Source organism: Mesorhizobium sp. AR02 (assembly GCF_024746835.1).
Classification (GTDB): domain Bacteria; phylum Pseudomonadota; class Alphaproteobacteria; order Rhizobiales; family Rhizobiaceae; genus Mesorhizobium.
Genome location: NZ_CP080531.1, coordinates 3,194,835 through 3,210,103, shown reverse-complemented (window position 1 = coordinate 3,210,103; position 15,269 = coordinate 3,194,835). Strand labels below are relative to the sequence as shown.

Below are 15,269 nucleotides of genomic sequence, written 5' to 3'. Positions count from 1 at the left end.
GCTCATGCCCCGAACCTTGCCGACAGGCGCCCGCTTGTCAAGCGCGGCCAAACCGCTCAACCGCCGACATAGCGCCGGTGAAAGCGCGGGCCGAGACTGGCCAGGATTTCATAGCCGATGGTGCCGGCATGGCCGGCGGCATCGTCGACGCTCTGCGAGGGACCGAGCAGCTCGACCAGATCGCCCTCGCGCAGTCTGCCGGGCGGCAAGGCGGAAATGTCGAGAATGATGGAATCCATGGACACACGCCCGAGGAAAGGCAGACGCACCCCTTCGAACCAAGCCGCCGAAGCGGAGCGGCGCAGCCAGCCATCCGCATAGCCGAACGAAATCGTCGCCAGCTTGAGCGGACCCTTCGCGTGATAGGTGTGGCCATAGCCGATGCCGGTGCCCTTTTCGACGCGGCGCGTCTGCGCCACCTTGGCCTGCAGCGACACGACAGGCAGCATCGGATTGGGCTCGCCAGGCGTCGGGTTGATGCCATAGAGCGCGGCCCCTGGCCGGGCGAGGTCGTAGTGGTAGCGCTGCCCGAGAAAAATGCCGGAGGAATTGGCGAGCGAAGCGGGCGCCTCGGGCAGCATGACGCGCAGCCGCTCAAACGCCAGCCGCTGCTCTTCATTGGCCGGATGGCGCGGCTCGTCGGCGCAGGCCAGGTGGCTCATGACATATCTGACGTCGATGCCGTCGAACGCACCGACATCCCCGGCCAGTGCCTCGACTTCAGCTGGCGCCATGCCAAGCCGCGACATGCCGCTGTCGAGCTGGATGGCGGCCGGGAGCCGGCGACGGGCGCGATGCGCCGCCGCGCGCCAGGCTTTCAACTGTGCGCCACTGTTGATGACCGCGCTGAGGTCAGCCGCCACCGCTTCCGGCTCGGACCCCGGCGGCAGCCCGTTCAGCACATAGATGTCGGGTCCGGTCCCGATCGCCTTGCGCAGCGCAATGCCTTCGGCCAGCAGCGCGACGAAGAAGATGTCGCAGCCTTCCCTGGTCAGCGCCGATGCCACTTGGGCGGCACCGAGACCGTAGCCGTCGGCCTTGACCACGCCGGCGCAGCGCACGCCGCCCAGCCGCGCCTTCAGCCGTCGGTAGTTCTCGCGGATCGCGCTGAGATCGATCGTCAGGATTGCCCCAGCCGCCGCTTCGCTGACTGGCCAATCGGTGACGGTTTTCGCAGCAGCACGGTTGACGGCGTCGTTCATGGCGACCCTCGTTGCATCAGCCATCAATACGACCCCCGCACCGGCGCGGCAACCTCGCGCGGCTACCGCGCCAGATGACGGAACGCCGCCACCACCTCTTCGTAGACCTTGCGCTTGAACGGCACGATCAGATCGGGCAGGTCCCGCATCGGCCGCCACGACCATTTGTCGAATTCGGCGGTGTGACCGCCCGGTGGCGGATTGATCTGGATTTCGCTCACATCGCCATGGAAGCGGAAGGCGAACCATTTCTGCGTCTGGCCGCGATACCGACCCTTGAAGGCAATGCCGACGAGATGGTCCGGCAGATCATAGTTGATCCAGTCCGGCGCCTCGGCGAGCAGCGAGACGCTGCGCATGCCGGTCTCCTCATAGAGCTCCCGCTCCGCCGCCTGCAACGGCTCCTCACCCTTGTCGATGCCGCCTTGCGGCATCTGCCAGAGTTGCGTCGTGCCGGCGAATTCGCTGTCGGGTTCGGCAATGCGATGCCCGACCCAGACCAGGCCCTCGCCATTGAGGATCATCAGTCCGACGCAGGGACGATAGGGCAACGTTTCGCGGTCGATCTTTTTGGCCATGGCGAGATTTCCAGCCGTTTTGAGAATTCGCTCTGGTGAGGCAGGTGGCGAGCGGTTTCGAGAACCGGAGCGGAGCGTACTTAAAGTACGTGAGCAGCGTATGACCCCGGAAATCGAAACCGATTTTCGGAAAGGATCATACGCAAATCGAAAAAGCTACAGCGTCCTTTGCGCGTCCAAAGGACGCGCGGCGCTGTAGAAGCGCAGAAAACGCCGCCAGATGCCCACCGGAGTAGAATTATCAAGACGGCTGTCAGCCCTTTTGCGGATCGATGGCCACCGCCGAAATCGGCACGATCTCGATGCCGCGCTTCCTGGCTTCGGCAATCCAGGACGTCACGGTGTCGACCGTCAGGTCGAAGGCCGAGCCGATGCCGACGGCGGACCCCTTGGCCCGCGCGGTGGCTTCGAGACTGTCCAGTTTCTTCAGGATGGCGCCACGATCCTGCACCGCGTCGATCGCCGTGTCGCCGGCGACGAAGGGCACGCCGTCCTTCAGCGCCAGGTCGGGTGCCAGGCTGCGCGCCGACGAGCCATCGTCGATATAGGCGAGACCCCGTTTGCCGAGTTCGGCCATGAACGGCTCCATCGCCGCCGTGTCGGCGGAAAAGCGTGCGCCCATATAGTTCATGACACCGGTATAGTTCGTCGTCCGCGACAGCGCCCAGTGCAGGTTTTTCAGGTTCTCCTCGGCGCTCGCCGCCACGGTCAGCGTGTTGCGGCCGGGGTTGACGTTGGGATAGTCGAAAGGTTCGAGCGGCACCTGCATGACGATCTCGTGGCCGCTCTGCCTGGCGGCCTGCATCCAGCGGCCGATGCTGTTGCCTTGCGGCGCGAAGGCCAGCGTCACTTCCGCCGGCAACTTGGCGATCGCTGCCTGGGTGCCGGTCTGCGACACGGCAAGTCCGCCGATGACGATCGCCACCCGCGCACCGCGCGCGCCGGACCACGGCCGCGCATAGACATCGAACGGCCGCCTTCCGTCGGCGGAGCGCATCGGCAAGGGTCCGGTTTCGCTGGCTTCGATCAGCGCCTTGTCGGGAAGATGCGCGATCTTCAGGTTCTGGCCAATGCTCGACGGGTCACGGATGACGATGGCCGCCTGCGGAGGACCATCGCCCTCCTCCTTCTGCACATGGATGATCTGCGGTCCGCCCGTCTTCGCCGAAGTCTCCACCTTCGGCGCCGCTGCCGGAGCAAGTGCGGGAGCCGACGCAGCGGGTTCGGCCGCCGCCGTCACTTTCGGCGTCGAAACGGCGACCTCTTGCGGCTTGCGAAACGGCTTTTCCCTGAGCGCGATCGCGGCCGAGACGCCGACCACCGCCAGCACGACAACGGTCGACACGATCACGCCCGCGCTGACCTTGCCGGCAGCGCGCGGCGCCCGGACGGTCTGTCCAAGCGGGCGCTCGATGTCCTTGCCGATATCAGCCAAGCCCTGTCCCCGGAGCACATGGTTCCGAAGGCGACCCCTTCGGGAGGACATGCGCGAATTCATCAACCCTGGCGCTCCCTGGCGCCGCATCTCGGGGCCTCGCCTGCCCCCCGAATCAAACTGCCGGAACCTTTCGGTCCCGGCAGCATCGCATTGCTTCGTTCAGGCGGCCAGACCTGGCCGACCAAACCGTTACTGGTTGAGCACGGCCTTTTCCGGATTGGGCGGGAAGGCCGGATCGGTCTTCTGGCCGCGCAGCAGCTGCTCGGCATAGATGAGCTGCAGATCGTCCTTCGGATCCGGCGGCACATAGGCTGCCGAGCCCGAGCCGGTCTTGCTCTCGTCGGCGCCCTTGATGTGGCCCTTGAGGTCGGACTCGCCGCGGGTCAAATCCCTGCCCTGCAGTTCCGGCGGCAGCGGCTGGTCGACCTTGATGTCGGGCGTGATGCCCTTGCCCTGGATCGACTTGCCGGACGGCGTGTAATAAAGCGCCGTCGTCAGCCTCAGCGCGCCATTCTCGCCGAGCGGAATGATGGTCTGCACCGAGCCCTTGCCGAAGGACTGCGTGCCGACCACCGTGACGCGGCGCAGATCCTGCAACGCGCCGGCGACGATTTCAGAAGCGCTGGCCGAACCGCCATTGACGAGCACGATTATCGGCTTGCCGTTGACGTCGTCGACCTGCTTCGGCTTGGCGTCGAAGCGGGTGACGTCCTTCGGATCGCGGCCGCGCGTCGAGACGATCTCGCCACGCTTCAGGAAGGCATCGGACACGCTCACCGCCTGGTCGAGCAGACCACCCGGATTGAGGCGCAGGTCGAGCACGTAGCCCTTCAGCTTGTCGTCCGGCACCTGCTTCTTGATGGTGTCGATGGCGTTCTCGAGGTCGTCATAGGTCTTTTCGGTGAAGGAGGTGATCTTCATGTAGCCGATATCGTTCTCGACCCGGAACTTGACCGCCTTGACCTTGATGATGTCGCGCACCACCGTCAGCTCGATCGGCTTGTCCGCGCCCTGACGCAGGATGGTGAGCTTGATCGGCGTGTTGACCAGGCCGCGCATCTTGTCGACCGCGTCGTTGAGCGTCAGGCCGCGAACCTCCTCGCCGTCGATCTTGGCGATATAGTCGCCGGCCAGCACGCCGGCCTTGGCGGCGGGCGTGTCGTCGATCGGCGTGATCACCTTGACCAGGTCGTTCTCCATGGTGACCTCGATGCCGAGGCCGCCGAACTCGCCCTTGGTCTGGACGCGCATGTCCTGCGCCTGTTCGGCATTCATGTAGGAGGAGTGCGGATCGAGCGAGGAAAGCATGCCGTTGATGGCGTTCTCGACCAGCGACTTGTCGTCGGGCGGCGTGACATATTGTGCCCGCACGCGCTCGAAGATGTCGCCGAAGATCGCCAGCTGCTTGTAGGTCTCCGATCCCGCAGCGTTCGCCGACGAACCAGGAGCGCCATAGACAAGGCTCATGGCGGACGCGCCCATCAGCGCACCGGCAAACAGAAGCGACAGTTTCCGCATCATTTCACGTCCTTCCAGAAAAACGGTCCGCCCACCATGGGGCCGGATCGACGGGTTTTCCATCCTTACGGAACTCGACATAGAGTTCCGGCGTGGCATTTCCATTCTTCGAAACCGAGGTGCTTGCCACCCGGGCCTCTCCCATCGCGCCGACCGGCTCTCCTGCGAGCACCAACTGGCCAGTCACGACGCTGATTCTGCTCATCCCCGCCAGAACGACATGATAGCCGTCCCCGGCATTGAGGATCAAGAGTTGACCATAGGAGCGAAACGGCCCCGCATAAAGCACATTCCCATCCGCCGGCGCGGTGACGATGGCTCCCGATTGTGTCGCAAGCATGTCGCCAAGCATCACCGCGCCGTTACCGTCATCGGCGCCGAACCGGCGTTTGATGCGGCCGGTGACCGGCAGTGCGATCTGCCCCTGCAGCGCCGAAAACGGGGCTGCCGCGGTGAGCCGGTTGCCTTCCGGAACCGGCAGTGCCGCCAGCGATGCCGTCTTGTCGCCACCGGACTGATCATCACCCGGCTGGACCGCGGCGGCTGCCTTTGCTGCATCCGCCGCCTTGCGGGTCTTGTCGACCTGTGCTTCGAGCGAGGCGATCAGGTCCTTCAGGCTGCTGGCCTTGGCCGCCAGTTGCTCGGAACGCTGCTGTTCGGCCGCCATTTGCGCCTGCGTATCGGCTTCGAGCTTCTGCTTGGCTTCCAGCAGCATGCCGAGCCGCTTCTTTTCCGCCACCTGTTCGCCGACCGCCTCCGTCAGCCGCGCCCGTTCGGCCTCGATCGAGGCCGTCACCCGGGTCTGCTCCTTGAGGTCGGCCAGCAGGCTGTCGGTCTGCTGGCGCAATTCCGGCACCACGGCGCCGAGCAGGATGGCGCTGCGCACCGACGACAGCGCGTCCTCCGGCTTGACCAGGATCGCCGGCGGCGGGTTCAGCCCCATGCGCTGCAGCGCGCCCAGCACTTCGGCCAGCACGTCGCGCCGGGCCACGAGCGAGGCACGGATCTTCTGCTGCTGGTCTTTCAGCCCTTCCAGCTTGGCGCCGATGTCCTCGATGTCCTGGCCAAGCTTCTGCTCGGTCATCGCCGACTGGATCAGCGCCGCGGTAATCGAGGCATGGTCCTTCTTGACCGCGGCGATATCGGCGGCGAGCTTGGCCAGCCGTTCCGACGACAGTGTTATCTCCTTGGAAACCTGTTCGTATTCGGCGCGGCTCTGGTCGGGATCGGGCGCCATGTCGAGCGTGTTCTCGGCCCGCGCCGCGTGGAACGACAACAGGACCGCCGCCGCCGCTATGCCGCAGCGCGCGCGCCAGGAGCCCGCTGTTGATAAACTCAGTGTCGATTTCCAGCCTTCAGACATTCGCGATCTATACTATCCGCGGCTTCGTTAACGAACCATCAACCATGTTTGAACAGCCCGTCCCCGAATGCATGTTGCCCAAAAGTGGTCCTGGTTTTGGGAAAACGACATGCATAAAACTAAGGATTTTCGATCATACGCGGCATTGGGGCGGAAATCCGGGCACCGGGCGACGAATCACGGCTGCCGGCAACTGTAGCGGTAGGCTCACGAGCGATGATAGGGGTGACCAGAGAGGATCGTCGCCACCCTGTAGAGCTGCTCCCCCAGCATCACCCGCACCAGCTGATGCGGCCAGGTGAGCGCGCCGAATGATAGCATCAGATCGGCCTGGTCGCGCAGTGACGGATCGTGACCGTCGGCGCCGCCTATGGCGAGGACCAGCGCCTTGCGTCCGCCATCGCGCAACTGTCCGATGCGATTGGCGAAATCCTGCGAGGAAAGGCTCTTGCCGCGCTCATCGAGCAAGATGAGGGCCGTGCCCGGCTGCAGCTGCGCCTGCAGCCTGGAGCCTTCGTCGCGCTGGCGCTCGGCAGCGCTCTGCGCCCGGCCCTCGGCGATCTCGGTGATCCCGGCGAATTCGAGCCCGACCGTAGGTCCGCTCTTGGCGAAGCGTTCGAAATAGCGGTCGGCCAACTCCCGCTCGGGGCCGGCTTTCATTCGGCCCACGGCATGAACTGAAATCTTCATCCTGCCTCTATAAGCCGCTAGTGCATGTCACCCAAAGGAGAAATCCGATTCTGGGCAACGACACGGAGCGGCTTAATGAAGGGTCTCTTCCTCGAGATCCGGCGCCTGCCACATCTTTTCGAGATTGTAGAATTCGCGGACTTCGGGGCGGAAGACATGGACGATGATATCGCCCGAATCGATCAGGACCCAGTCGGCGCCGGACAACCCCTCGACGCGCGCCGTGCCGAGGCCGGCATCCTTGAGCGCCTTGAGGAGATGGTCGGCGACAGCCGAGACATGACGGTGCGATCGGCCCGACGCGACGACCATGTAGTCGCCGAGGCTCGATTTCCCCTGAATGTCGATTGAGACAATATTTTCGGCCTTGGAGTCTTCCAGACTGGCAAGGACTGTCTTGATGGCACGGGACACGGCGTCGTCTACGCTGATCCTGGCCGGCGAAGGCATGATATCGGCCTTCTTCCGCAGTGCTGTTCTCAGTGTATTTCCTTTCGCAGCAAGAACAACCAAATCACCCCCAAAAGCAGGTGACACCACTTAGATAGGCAGAGTTCCGTTGCAGTTTCAAGACGCAGCCGCAGAAGCAGGTTCGCCAGGCATCAGAAATGAAGCCCGTCGGACAGGGGTCAGCCCGGTTTCCCAGCGTTATCATCTGCCGCATAGGCGAGCTCGACCGGCAGCGGCGCCTGTGCCGTCATCGGTGCGAAACTGCCGGTCTCGGTGGCAGGCACGGCCTGTGTGGTGAACACGCGCAGCAGCACGAACAGGCAGAAGACACAGGCGATGACGATGGCCACATAGATGAAGGCCTGTGTGCCGAAGACGGCCGACAGTGCGGTGACAATGCCCGGCACAATGAAGCCCGACAGCGACCAGGCAAACAACAGCGAGCTGGACAGCGCCACCATGTCGTCCTTGCCGGCACGGTCAGCGGCGTGCGCGCTGGACAGCGAATAGATCGATTCCGAGGCGCCGTCCCACAAGACATAGATCACCAGCAGCGCCGGTAACGCGCCGCCATCGAAGCCGAGCGCGAACATGCCTGCCAACGCGGCAAGCCCGGATGCCCCGATCAGAACATAGCGGCGATCGGTGCGGTCGGAAATCCAGCCGAACGGGAGCTGCAGGATCAGCGTGCCGAGCGGCATCACCGAAAGCAAGAGCGCAACATCGGCCTGGCTATAGCCCTTGGCGGTGGCATGGATCGGCGCAAAGCCGGCAATCGACATCGACAGGCCGCCGACCGCCAGCATGCCGGCAACGCCGACCGGCGAAATCCGCCAGGCTCGGCGCAGCGCCACCGAGGCCGCCTGCGGCGCCGGCGGCTGCGCCAGCCGCGTCATGCCGACGGGCAGGATCGACAAAGCGGTGAAGGCGATGCCGATCAACGGTGCATCCGCGGTTCTGATGTCGACCAGCGCCAGTGTCGCATAGCCGACACCAAGCCCGGCGACGTAGGCGACGTAGAAGAAGGCCATCACCCGTCCGCGTATGGCGTTGGCCACGGCATCGTTCAGCCAGCTCTGCGCGACGATGAACAGGCCGCATATGGCAAAGCCGTACAGAGCGCGGGCAGCGATCCACAGAATCGGATGCGGTCCAGCGCCGACGGCTGCATTGGCAAGCGCAATCAGCGCCGACAGCACCATGAAGGCGCGGGCGTGGCCGACCCTGCGCACCAGTGGTCCGGTGAGGATGCAGCCTGCGAGGCCGCCGGCCGACAGCCCGGTTATGATCAACCCGGCCCAGGTCGGATCGAACCCTTCTGCACCGAGCCGGACCGGGATATAGGCAAACATCAGCCCGTTGCCGATGGCGATCAGCGCCATCGACACGATGACGCTGGCAATCGCGATCAGCGGCGTGGGCTGGCTGCCATGCTCTGGCTTGACTGCGGGCTGGGTCTTGGTTTGGATTGCCATATCAGCCCAGCATCGCCGATCCCTCGGGCAAGCGCCGCTGCAAAAACGACATAGGCGGGCGGCCGAAACGGCGGCCCTCCCCCTTGGCGTGGAGGCCCTAACCTTTCGCCATCCTGCGGATCGCACTCGACGACAGCGACGAACGCGGGCCGTGGATGAAGGTCCAGGCCGGCGCTTTCATGCGCGCGAGCAGCGGCGCGTCGCCTTCATCGATGCGGGCATAGTCGAAGGTCTTGGCGACGACTGACGACAGGAATGACAGCGTCGCGCCCGGCCGGTCGATGACCGCGATCGGGAAGGTCAACACGATCTCGCGCCAGCGCTGCCAGCGGTGGAAATCGCGCAAACTGTCCGCGCCCATGATCCAGACGAAGTCGACGCCGGGATTGCGCGCCTTGACCAGTGCCAGCGTGTCGGCGGTGTAGCGCACATGATGCGCCGCCTCGAAGGCGGTGACCTTGATCTTCGGGTTCCTGGCGATCTTCTCCGACAGCTGCAGCCGTTCGGCCAGCGGCGCCAGCTCGCGCGTGCTCTTCAGCGGATTGCCCGGCGTCACCATCCACCACAACTGGTCGAGCGCCAGGCGTCGTAGCGCGATCTCCGCGACCAGCGCATGGCCGGCATGCGGCGGGTTGAACGAGCCGCCGAACAGACCGACGGCGAGGCCCTTTTCGGCATGCGGCATCTTCAGGTAGCGGGAAGAAACGGCGTTCTCACCCTCCCCCTTGTGGGGGTCCACAGGACGGGCAAGACCCGGGGCTTGCCCAGGTCGGTCGATCCGCGAAGCGGAGCGGGGTGGGGGTATCGCGGAATTCAGCGTCGTTCCCCCACCCGGCTCGCTGCACTCGCCACCCTCCCCACAAGGGGGAGGGTAAGACCAGCGCTCAAGGCCTCACCTGTCCCGACCCGCGCACGCGGTATTTGAAGGAGGTCAGCTGCTCGACGCCGACCGGCCCGCGCGCATGCATCTTGCCGGTGGCGATGCCGATCTCGGCGCCCATGCCGAACTCGCCGCCATCGGCGAACTGCGTCGAGGCATTGTGCAGCAGGATCGCCGAATCGATCTCGTTGAAGAACCGCTCCACCGCCTTCGCATCCTCGGCGATGATCGCCTCGGTGTGATGCGAGGAGAAGGTCTCGATATGCTTGATCGCACCGCTGATGCCGTCAACCAGCTTCACCGCGATGATGGCGTCGAGATATTCGGTCACCCAGTCGGCATCGGTCGCCGGCTTAGCGTCGAAAAACACTTTCAGCACCTCGGCGTCGGCATGGATCTCGCAGCCAGCGGCGCGCAGCGCATCGAGGATCGGCACCAGATGGGTTGATGTAACCGCGCGGTCAACCAGCAGCGTCTCGGCGGCACCGCAGACACCGGTACGCCGCATCTTGGCGTTGACGGCGATTTTCACCGCCATGTCGAGATTGGCCGACCGGTCGATGTAGAGATGGCAGATGCCTTCGAGATGGGCAAAGACCGGCACCCGCGCCTCGCTCTGCACCCGCCCGACAAGGCTTTTGCCGCCGCGCGGAATGATGACGTCGAGCGCACCACCTAGCCCCTTCAGCATCTCGCCGACAGCGGCGCGGTCGGTGGTCGGCACCAGCTGGATGGCGTCATCAGGCAGGCCGGCAGCCTTCAGGCCCTCGACCAGGCAGGCATGGATGGCCGCCGAAGAATTGAGCGAATCCGAGCCGCCGCGCAGGATCACCGGATTGCCGGCCTTGAGGCAGAGCGCACCGGCATCCGCCGTTACGTTCGGCCGGCTCTCATAGATGACGCCGACGACGCCGAGCGGCGTGCGCACGCGCTCGATCCGCAGGCCGTTCGGCCGCTCCCATGCGGCGATCACGTCGCCGACCGGATCCTTGAGTTCCGCGATCTCGCGGATGCCATCGGCCATGGCGCGGATGCGTGCCGGATTGAGCTTCAGCCGGTCCATGAAGGATGCGGACAGCCCTGACTCCTCGCCATTCGAGACGTCGATGGCGTTGGCCTCGAGAATGTCCTGCTCACGGGCGATAATTGCCTGCGCCATGGCGGCAAGAGCGGCGTTCTTGGCGGCGGTGGTGGCGATGGCCAACGGTCGGGCAGCGGCGCGGGCTCGGCGGCCGATATCAGCCATCAGCGCCACGGTATCATCCCCGGATTTTTCATGCAGCTTCAGCATGGCTCATCCTCCGCTTATGTCGCTTCCAGCCCGTACTTGTTCACTGGCCCGTACTTGTTCACTGGAATGACTCACCACGAGATCATCGCGGTGGATCATCGCCGAACGCGCTTCGTAACCGAGCACGGTTTCGATCTCGGCCGTCTTCAGGCCTGCGATCCTTACGGCATCGGCGGCATCATAGGCAACCAGCCCGCGCGCGATCTCGCGGCCCTCGGGCGACAGGATCGCCACCGTATCGCCGCGCGAAAAATTGCCGCTGACCAGCTTGACGCCGGCCGGCAGCAGCGATTTGCCCGACGTGAGCGCGCCGACAGCGCCGGCATCGACCGTCAGCCGGCCAGCCGGTTCGAGCTGGCCGGCGATCCAGGTCTTGTAGCCCTTCACCGGATTGCTGCTCGGTCGGAAGAAGGTGGCGCGCTCGCCGCGTTCGATTGCCATCAGCGGCGACAGCCGCGTGCCCGATGTGATGATCATGGCGGTGCCGGCGGCGGTGGCGATCTTGCCGGCATCGAGCTTCGTGCGCATGCCGCCGCGCGACAGCTCGGATGCAGCCGCTCCCGCCATCGCCTCGATATCAGGCGTGATGCGGTCGACCACCGGAATGAACTTGGCATCGGGATCACGCGCCGGCGGTGCCGTATAGAGCCCGTCAATGTCGGAGAGCAGCACAAGCAGGTCCGCGCCCATCATGGTGGCGACGCGCGCGGCCAGCCTGTCATTGTCGCCATAGCGGATTTCGGAGGTCGCCACGGTGTCGTTCTCGTTGATGACCGGCACCGCTTTCATCTTGAGCAGCGTCGAGATCGTCGCGCGCGCATTGAGGTAGCGGCGGCGTTCCTCCGTGTCGCCAAGGGTCAAAAGAATCTGGCCGGATTTCAGGGCGCCCTTGCCGAGCGCATCCGACCAGGCGCCGGCGAGCGCAATCTGGCCGACAGCGGCGGCAGCCTGGCTTTCCTCGAGCTTCAGCGCCCGCTTCCCCAACCCCAGAATGGTGCGGCCGAGTGCGATGGCGCCGGAGGACACGACGAGGATTTCAGCGCCGCCCTGGGCGAGCACGGCAATGTCGTCGGCGAGCGAGTCCAGCCAGTCGCGCTTCAAGCCGCTCGCGCGGTCGACGAGCAACGCCGAGCCGATCTTGACGGTGATGCGCCGGTATTTTTTCAGCGACTGCATGGCCTTACTTTTCCCAGCGCGTCTCGACCACGGGCGCAGCCTCCGCGCGCGCCTCGGCAATCACCGTCATCAGCGCCCGCAGCACCGCCTCGACCCCCTCGCCGGTGACGGCGGACAGAAGCATCGGCGCGCGCCCGGCGGCGCGCTTCAGCGAGGCGACCTTCTTCTTGCGCGCATCGACATCGAGCGTGTCGACCTGCGACAGGGCCAGTATCTCGACCTTCTCGATCAACCCATTGCCATAGGCGTCGAGCTCAGCGCGCACGGTCTTGTAAGCCTTGCCCGGGTTTTCCTCCTGCGCCGAAACCAGATGCAGCAGCACGCGCGTGCGCTCGACATGGCCGAGAAAACGGTCGCCGATGCCGACGCCCTCATGCGCGCCTTCGATGAGGCCGGGAATATCGGCGATGACGAATTCGCGCGCATCGATGCGGGCGACACCGAGACCGGGATGCAGCGTCGTGAACGGATAGTCGGCGATCTTCGGCTTGGCCGCGGTGACGGCCGCGAGAAATGTCGACTTGCCGGCATTGGGCAGCCCGACCAGCCCGGCATCGGCGATCAGCTTCAGCCGCAGCCAGATATTGAGCTCTTCGCCGGGAAGGCCGGGATTGGCGCGGCGCGGCGCCTGGTTGGTCGAGGTCTTGAAATGCTGGTTGCCGAAGCCGCCATTGCCGCCCTTGGCCAGCAGGTAGCGCTGGCCGACCACGGTGAGGTCGCAGATCAGTGTCTCATTGTCTTCCTCGAACACTTGCGTTCCGGCCGGCACTTTCAGCGTGACGTCGGCGCCCTTGGCGCCGGTCATGTTGCGGCCCATGCCATGGACGCCGGTCTTGGCCTTGAAATGCTGCTGGTAGCGATAGTCGATCAGCGTATTCAGCCCATCGACCGCTTCCAGCCAGACATCGCCGCCACGGCCGCCATCGCCGCCATCCGGCCCGCCGAACTCGATGAATTTCTCGCGCCGGAACGACACCGAACCGGCGCCCCCGTCACCGGAGCGGACATAAACCTTGGCTTGATCAAGAAATTTCATGGGATTGCAGTTTCTTTTATTGGCCTTGCGGCATTGCTCTAAACCTTGCGCCTTGCTCTAAACCAAGGCGCGGCCAAGGGCGAGGCCGTTTTGTGACAATGGCCGCTTGGGGTCGGCCGGAGAAATGTTGGTATGAAGCTTGTAACCTACAACATCCAGTACGGCATTGGGCTTGATGGGCACTACGATGTCGCGCGCATTGCCGACACGGTGCGCGGCGCCGACGTGATCGCGCTGCAGGAGGTGACCCGCAACAATCCGAGGAATGGCGGGCGCGATATGGTCGCCGAGATCGGCGAGGCCCTGCCCGACTATTTTGCCGTCTATGGCAGCAATTTCGAGGCCAATATCGGCTCGCGCATCGAGAACGGCCGCGCCATCACCACGACCTTCCAGCTCGGCAACATGATGCTGTCGAAGACGCCCATTCATCTGTCGCGCAACCTGCTTTTGCCGCGCAGCCGCAGTTTCGAGATGATGAACTTCCAGCGCGGCGCGCTGGAAGCGCTGATCGAGACGCCGCTTGGCTTCATCCGCTTCTATTCCATCCATCTCGATCACCGCAGCCCGGTCGAACGCGCCAGCCAGATCCAGTTCCTGCGCCGGCGCCTATTGAACTATGCGCTTGAAGGCGGCGCACTGTCCGGCGTCGCCGAGATCGGCCTGCCGGAATTGCCGCACCCCGAGGCGTTTGTGGCCATGGGCGATTTCAACATGCTGGCCGGCTCGCCCGAATATGTCGAACTTGCCGGCCGGCCGGACCACCAATTCGGCATGCCGCTGACCGCCGACTTCGCCGTCGATGCCGCCGTGCGCCTCAATGCCGCCGGCGAGGATCTCGCCAGCTGGGTCGACCCCAAGAACCCCGCCAACGGCGGCCGCCACAAGCGCATCGACTATATCTTCACCAGCGCTTCGCTTGCCAGATCGCTGCAGCGCCTGTGGGTCGACCACCAGGCAACCGGTTCGGACCATCTGCCGGTGTGGGCCGAACTGGGCTGATGGCTCTTCATCCGGCTGCGTTTTCGCGTTCGACGATCGCCATCATGATCGTATCGCCGTATTGTCCGTCGATACAGATAGCGTCGCTCTGCACACCTTCCCTGACAAACCCGACCTTGTCGTAGAGAGCGATGGCGCGGGCATTGTCGGCATGTACGGACAGCTCGACGCGGACAAAGCCGGCCTTGCGTGCCTGCGTCAGGGTCGCATTGATAAGCCGCAGTCCAAGGCCACGCCCGCGATAAGACGGGACAATGCCCATACCAAGCGTACCGCGATGGGCGTGTATGGGCCGATCATGGCGAGTGATGTCGCACCAGCCGACAACCTCGCCACTGCAGGCGGCCACATAGCCTGGGTCGCCTCTCGCGATGCGGTCCACCACAAACTGTCTGGCTTGATCCAGCGGTGGCGCCTCAAGAAAGGACAAGTACTTTCGCTCACGCGAAACGACATCGAGCGCGTGATGAAAGCTTTCGATATGCCCCGGCGCCAACGGCACGATCGCGACCGTTTGAATATCGCTGCGGCCGTCAACCATTGGCTTCACCAATGCCATACATCAGAAGTGGACCCAGTTCCGCAGGCTGGTCCAGGTCTTGCGGTCGAGCCTGTAGCGCTCGACCGGCACCTGGCCGGCGACGATCGAGTTCAGCATGCCCTGGCCGGCATACTGGAAGCCGCACTTGTGGATCACCCGGCGCGAGGCCGGATTGATGACCCGCGTCGAAGCATGCAGCACCTGGATCGTCGTCTTCTGGAAGGCGAGGTCGACCAGCGCGTGGGCAGCTTCGGTCGCATAGCCGCGCTTCCAGTGGGGTTCGCCGATCCAGTAGCCGAGCTCCAGCCCGCGATCGGTGGTGTTCAAACCCGCGCAGCCGACGAAGGTGTCGGTGCCGGCCAGCGTCAAGGCATAGACAATGCCGGCGCGGCGCGACTTGGTCATGGCAAGGAAGGCCCGCGCCTCGGCCTCGCCATAGGGATGCGGCATGCGCGCCAGCATTTCGGCGACATGACGGTTGTCGGCAAGCTCGACCAGTTGCGCGATGTCGCTTTCGCGCGGCGCCCGCATCACCAGCCGCTCGGTGACCAGCACCGGGCAGTCTATCGCGTAACTTTCGTCTTCTGAGTCTTCCGCTTCGGCAACCATTTGCAGTCCTCCAGGCAAAG

The 15,269-nt window shown here is 64.6% G+C and carries 15 protein-coding genes; 1 reads left to right on the top strand and 14 read right to left on the bottom strand.

Annotated features, from left to right (window positions below; all coding sequences use genetic code 11):
- Positions 1 to 56 precede the first annotated feature (56 nt).
- The 12 genes from alr to obgE form a co-directional block, all read right to left on the bottom strand.
- Positions 57 to 1,202, bottom strand: a complete 1,146-nt coding sequence (gene alr, locus DBIPINDM_RS19610; RefSeq protein WP_258589304.1) for an alanine racemase — start codon at positions 1,200 to 1,202, stop codon at positions 57 to 59.
- Between the two features lie 62 nt (positions 1,203 to 1,264).
- Complete coding sequence (locus tag DBIPINDM_RS19605; protein ID WP_258588771.1) at positions 1,265 to 1,780, bottom strand: RNA pyrophosphohydrolase; 516 nt, start codon at positions 1,778 to 1,780, stop codon at positions 1,265 to 1,267.
- A 253-nt stretch (positions 1,781 to 2,033) separates the two neighbouring features.
- Positions 2,034 to 3,215, bottom strand: a complete 1,182-nt coding sequence (locus DBIPINDM_RS19600; RefSeq protein ID WP_258588770.1) for a divergent polysaccharide deacetylase family protein — start codon at positions 3,213 to 3,215, stop codon at positions 2,034 to 2,036.
- Between the two features lie 192 nt (positions 3,216 to 3,407).
- A complete protein-coding gene (locus DBIPINDM_RS19595) occupies positions 3,408 to 4,739 on the bottom strand; it encodes a S41 family peptidase (RefSeq protein WP_258588769.1) in 1,332 nt (443 codons plus the stop codon).
- A 1-nt stretch (position 4,740) separates the two neighbouring features.
- A complete protein-coding gene (locus DBIPINDM_RS19590) occupies positions 4,741 to 6,099 on the bottom strand; it encodes a murein hydrolase activator EnvC family protein (protein ID WP_258588768.1) in 1,359 nt (452 codons plus the stop codon).
- A 207-nt stretch (positions 6,100 to 6,306) separates the two neighbouring features.
- Positions 6,307 to 6,789: a 23S rRNA (pseudouridine(1915)-N(3))-methyltransferase RlmH gene (rlmH, locus tag DBIPINDM_RS19585; RefSeq protein WP_258588767.1), complete on the bottom strand. Its 483-nt coding sequence runs from the start codon at positions 6,787 to 6,789 to the stop codon at positions 6,307 to 6,309.
- A gap of 72 nt (positions 6,790 to 6,861) precedes the next feature.
- The gene (gene rsfS / locus DBIPINDM_RS19580) at positions 6,862 to 7,239 is read right to left on the bottom strand and encodes a ribosome silencing factor (protein ID WP_023777607.1); all 378 of its coding nucleotides are present in this window, start codon (positions 7,237 to 7,239) and stop codon (positions 6,862 to 6,864) included.
- Between the two features lie 179 nt (positions 7,240 to 7,418).
- Positions 7,419 to 8,714 (bottom strand): MFS transporter, encoded by a 1,296-nt coding sequence (locus tag DBIPINDM_RS19575; protein ID WP_258588766.1) that lies wholly within the window; start codon positions 8,712 to 8,714, stop codon positions 7,419 to 7,421.
- 97 nt (positions 8,715 to 8,811) lie between these two features.
- Positions 8,812 to 9,399: a nicotinate-nucleotide adenylyltransferase gene (locus DBIPINDM_RS19570; protein ID WP_258588765.1), complete on the bottom strand. Its 588-nt coding sequence runs from the start codon at positions 9,397 to 9,399 to the stop codon at positions 8,812 to 8,814.
- Positions 9,400 to 9,598: 199 nt separating this feature from the next.
- The gene (locus DBIPINDM_RS19565; protein ID WP_258588764.1) at positions 9,599 to 10,885 is read right to left on the bottom strand and encodes a glutamate-5-semialdehyde dehydrogenase; all 1,287 of its coding nucleotides are present in this window, start codon (positions 10,883 to 10,885) and stop codon (positions 9,599 to 9,601) included.
- 3 nt (positions 10,886 to 10,888) lie between these two features.
- Positions 10,889 to 12,061 carry a glutamate 5-kinase gene (proB, locus tag DBIPINDM_RS19560; RefSeq protein WP_258588763.1) on the bottom strand — a complete coding sequence of 391 codons (1,173 nt, stop codon included), beginning with the start codon at positions 12,059 to 12,061 and terminating at the stop codon, positions 10,889 to 10,891.
- Positions 12,062 to 12,065: 4 nt separating this feature from the next.
- The gene (obgE, locus tag DBIPINDM_RS19555; protein WP_258588762.1) at positions 12,066 to 13,097 is read right to left on the bottom strand and encodes a GTPase ObgE; all 1,032 of its coding nucleotides are present in this window, start codon (positions 13,095 to 13,097) and stop codon (positions 12,066 to 12,068) included.
- A 132-nt stretch (positions 13,098 to 13,229) separates the two neighbouring features.
- On the opposite strand from obgE, the gene DBIPINDM_RS19550 reads away from it, so the two are divergent.
- Entirely contained in the window at positions 13,230 to 14,099 is an 870-nt protein-coding gene (locus DBIPINDM_RS19550; protein ID WP_258588761.1) for an endonuclease/exonuclease/phosphatase family protein, read from the top strand.
- A 7-nt stretch (positions 14,100 to 14,106) separates the two neighbouring features.
- Here the strand turns inward: DBIPINDM_RS19550 and DBIPINDM_RS19545 are convergent, their stop codons facing one another.
- Complete coding sequence (locus DBIPINDM_RS19545) at positions 14,107 to 14,640, bottom strand: GNAT family N-acetyltransferase (RefSeq protein ID WP_258588760.1); 534 nt, start codon at positions 14,638 to 14,640, stop codon at positions 14,107 to 14,109.
- A gap of 21 nt (positions 14,641 to 14,661) precedes the next feature.
- Positions 14,662 to 15,249 carry a GNAT family N-acetyltransferase gene (locus DBIPINDM_RS19540; RefSeq protein ID WP_258588759.1) on the bottom strand — a complete coding sequence of 196 codons (588 nt, stop codon included), beginning with the start codon at positions 15,247 to 15,249 and terminating at the stop codon, positions 14,662 to 14,664.
- Positions 15,250 to 15,269 lie beyond the last annotated feature (20 nt).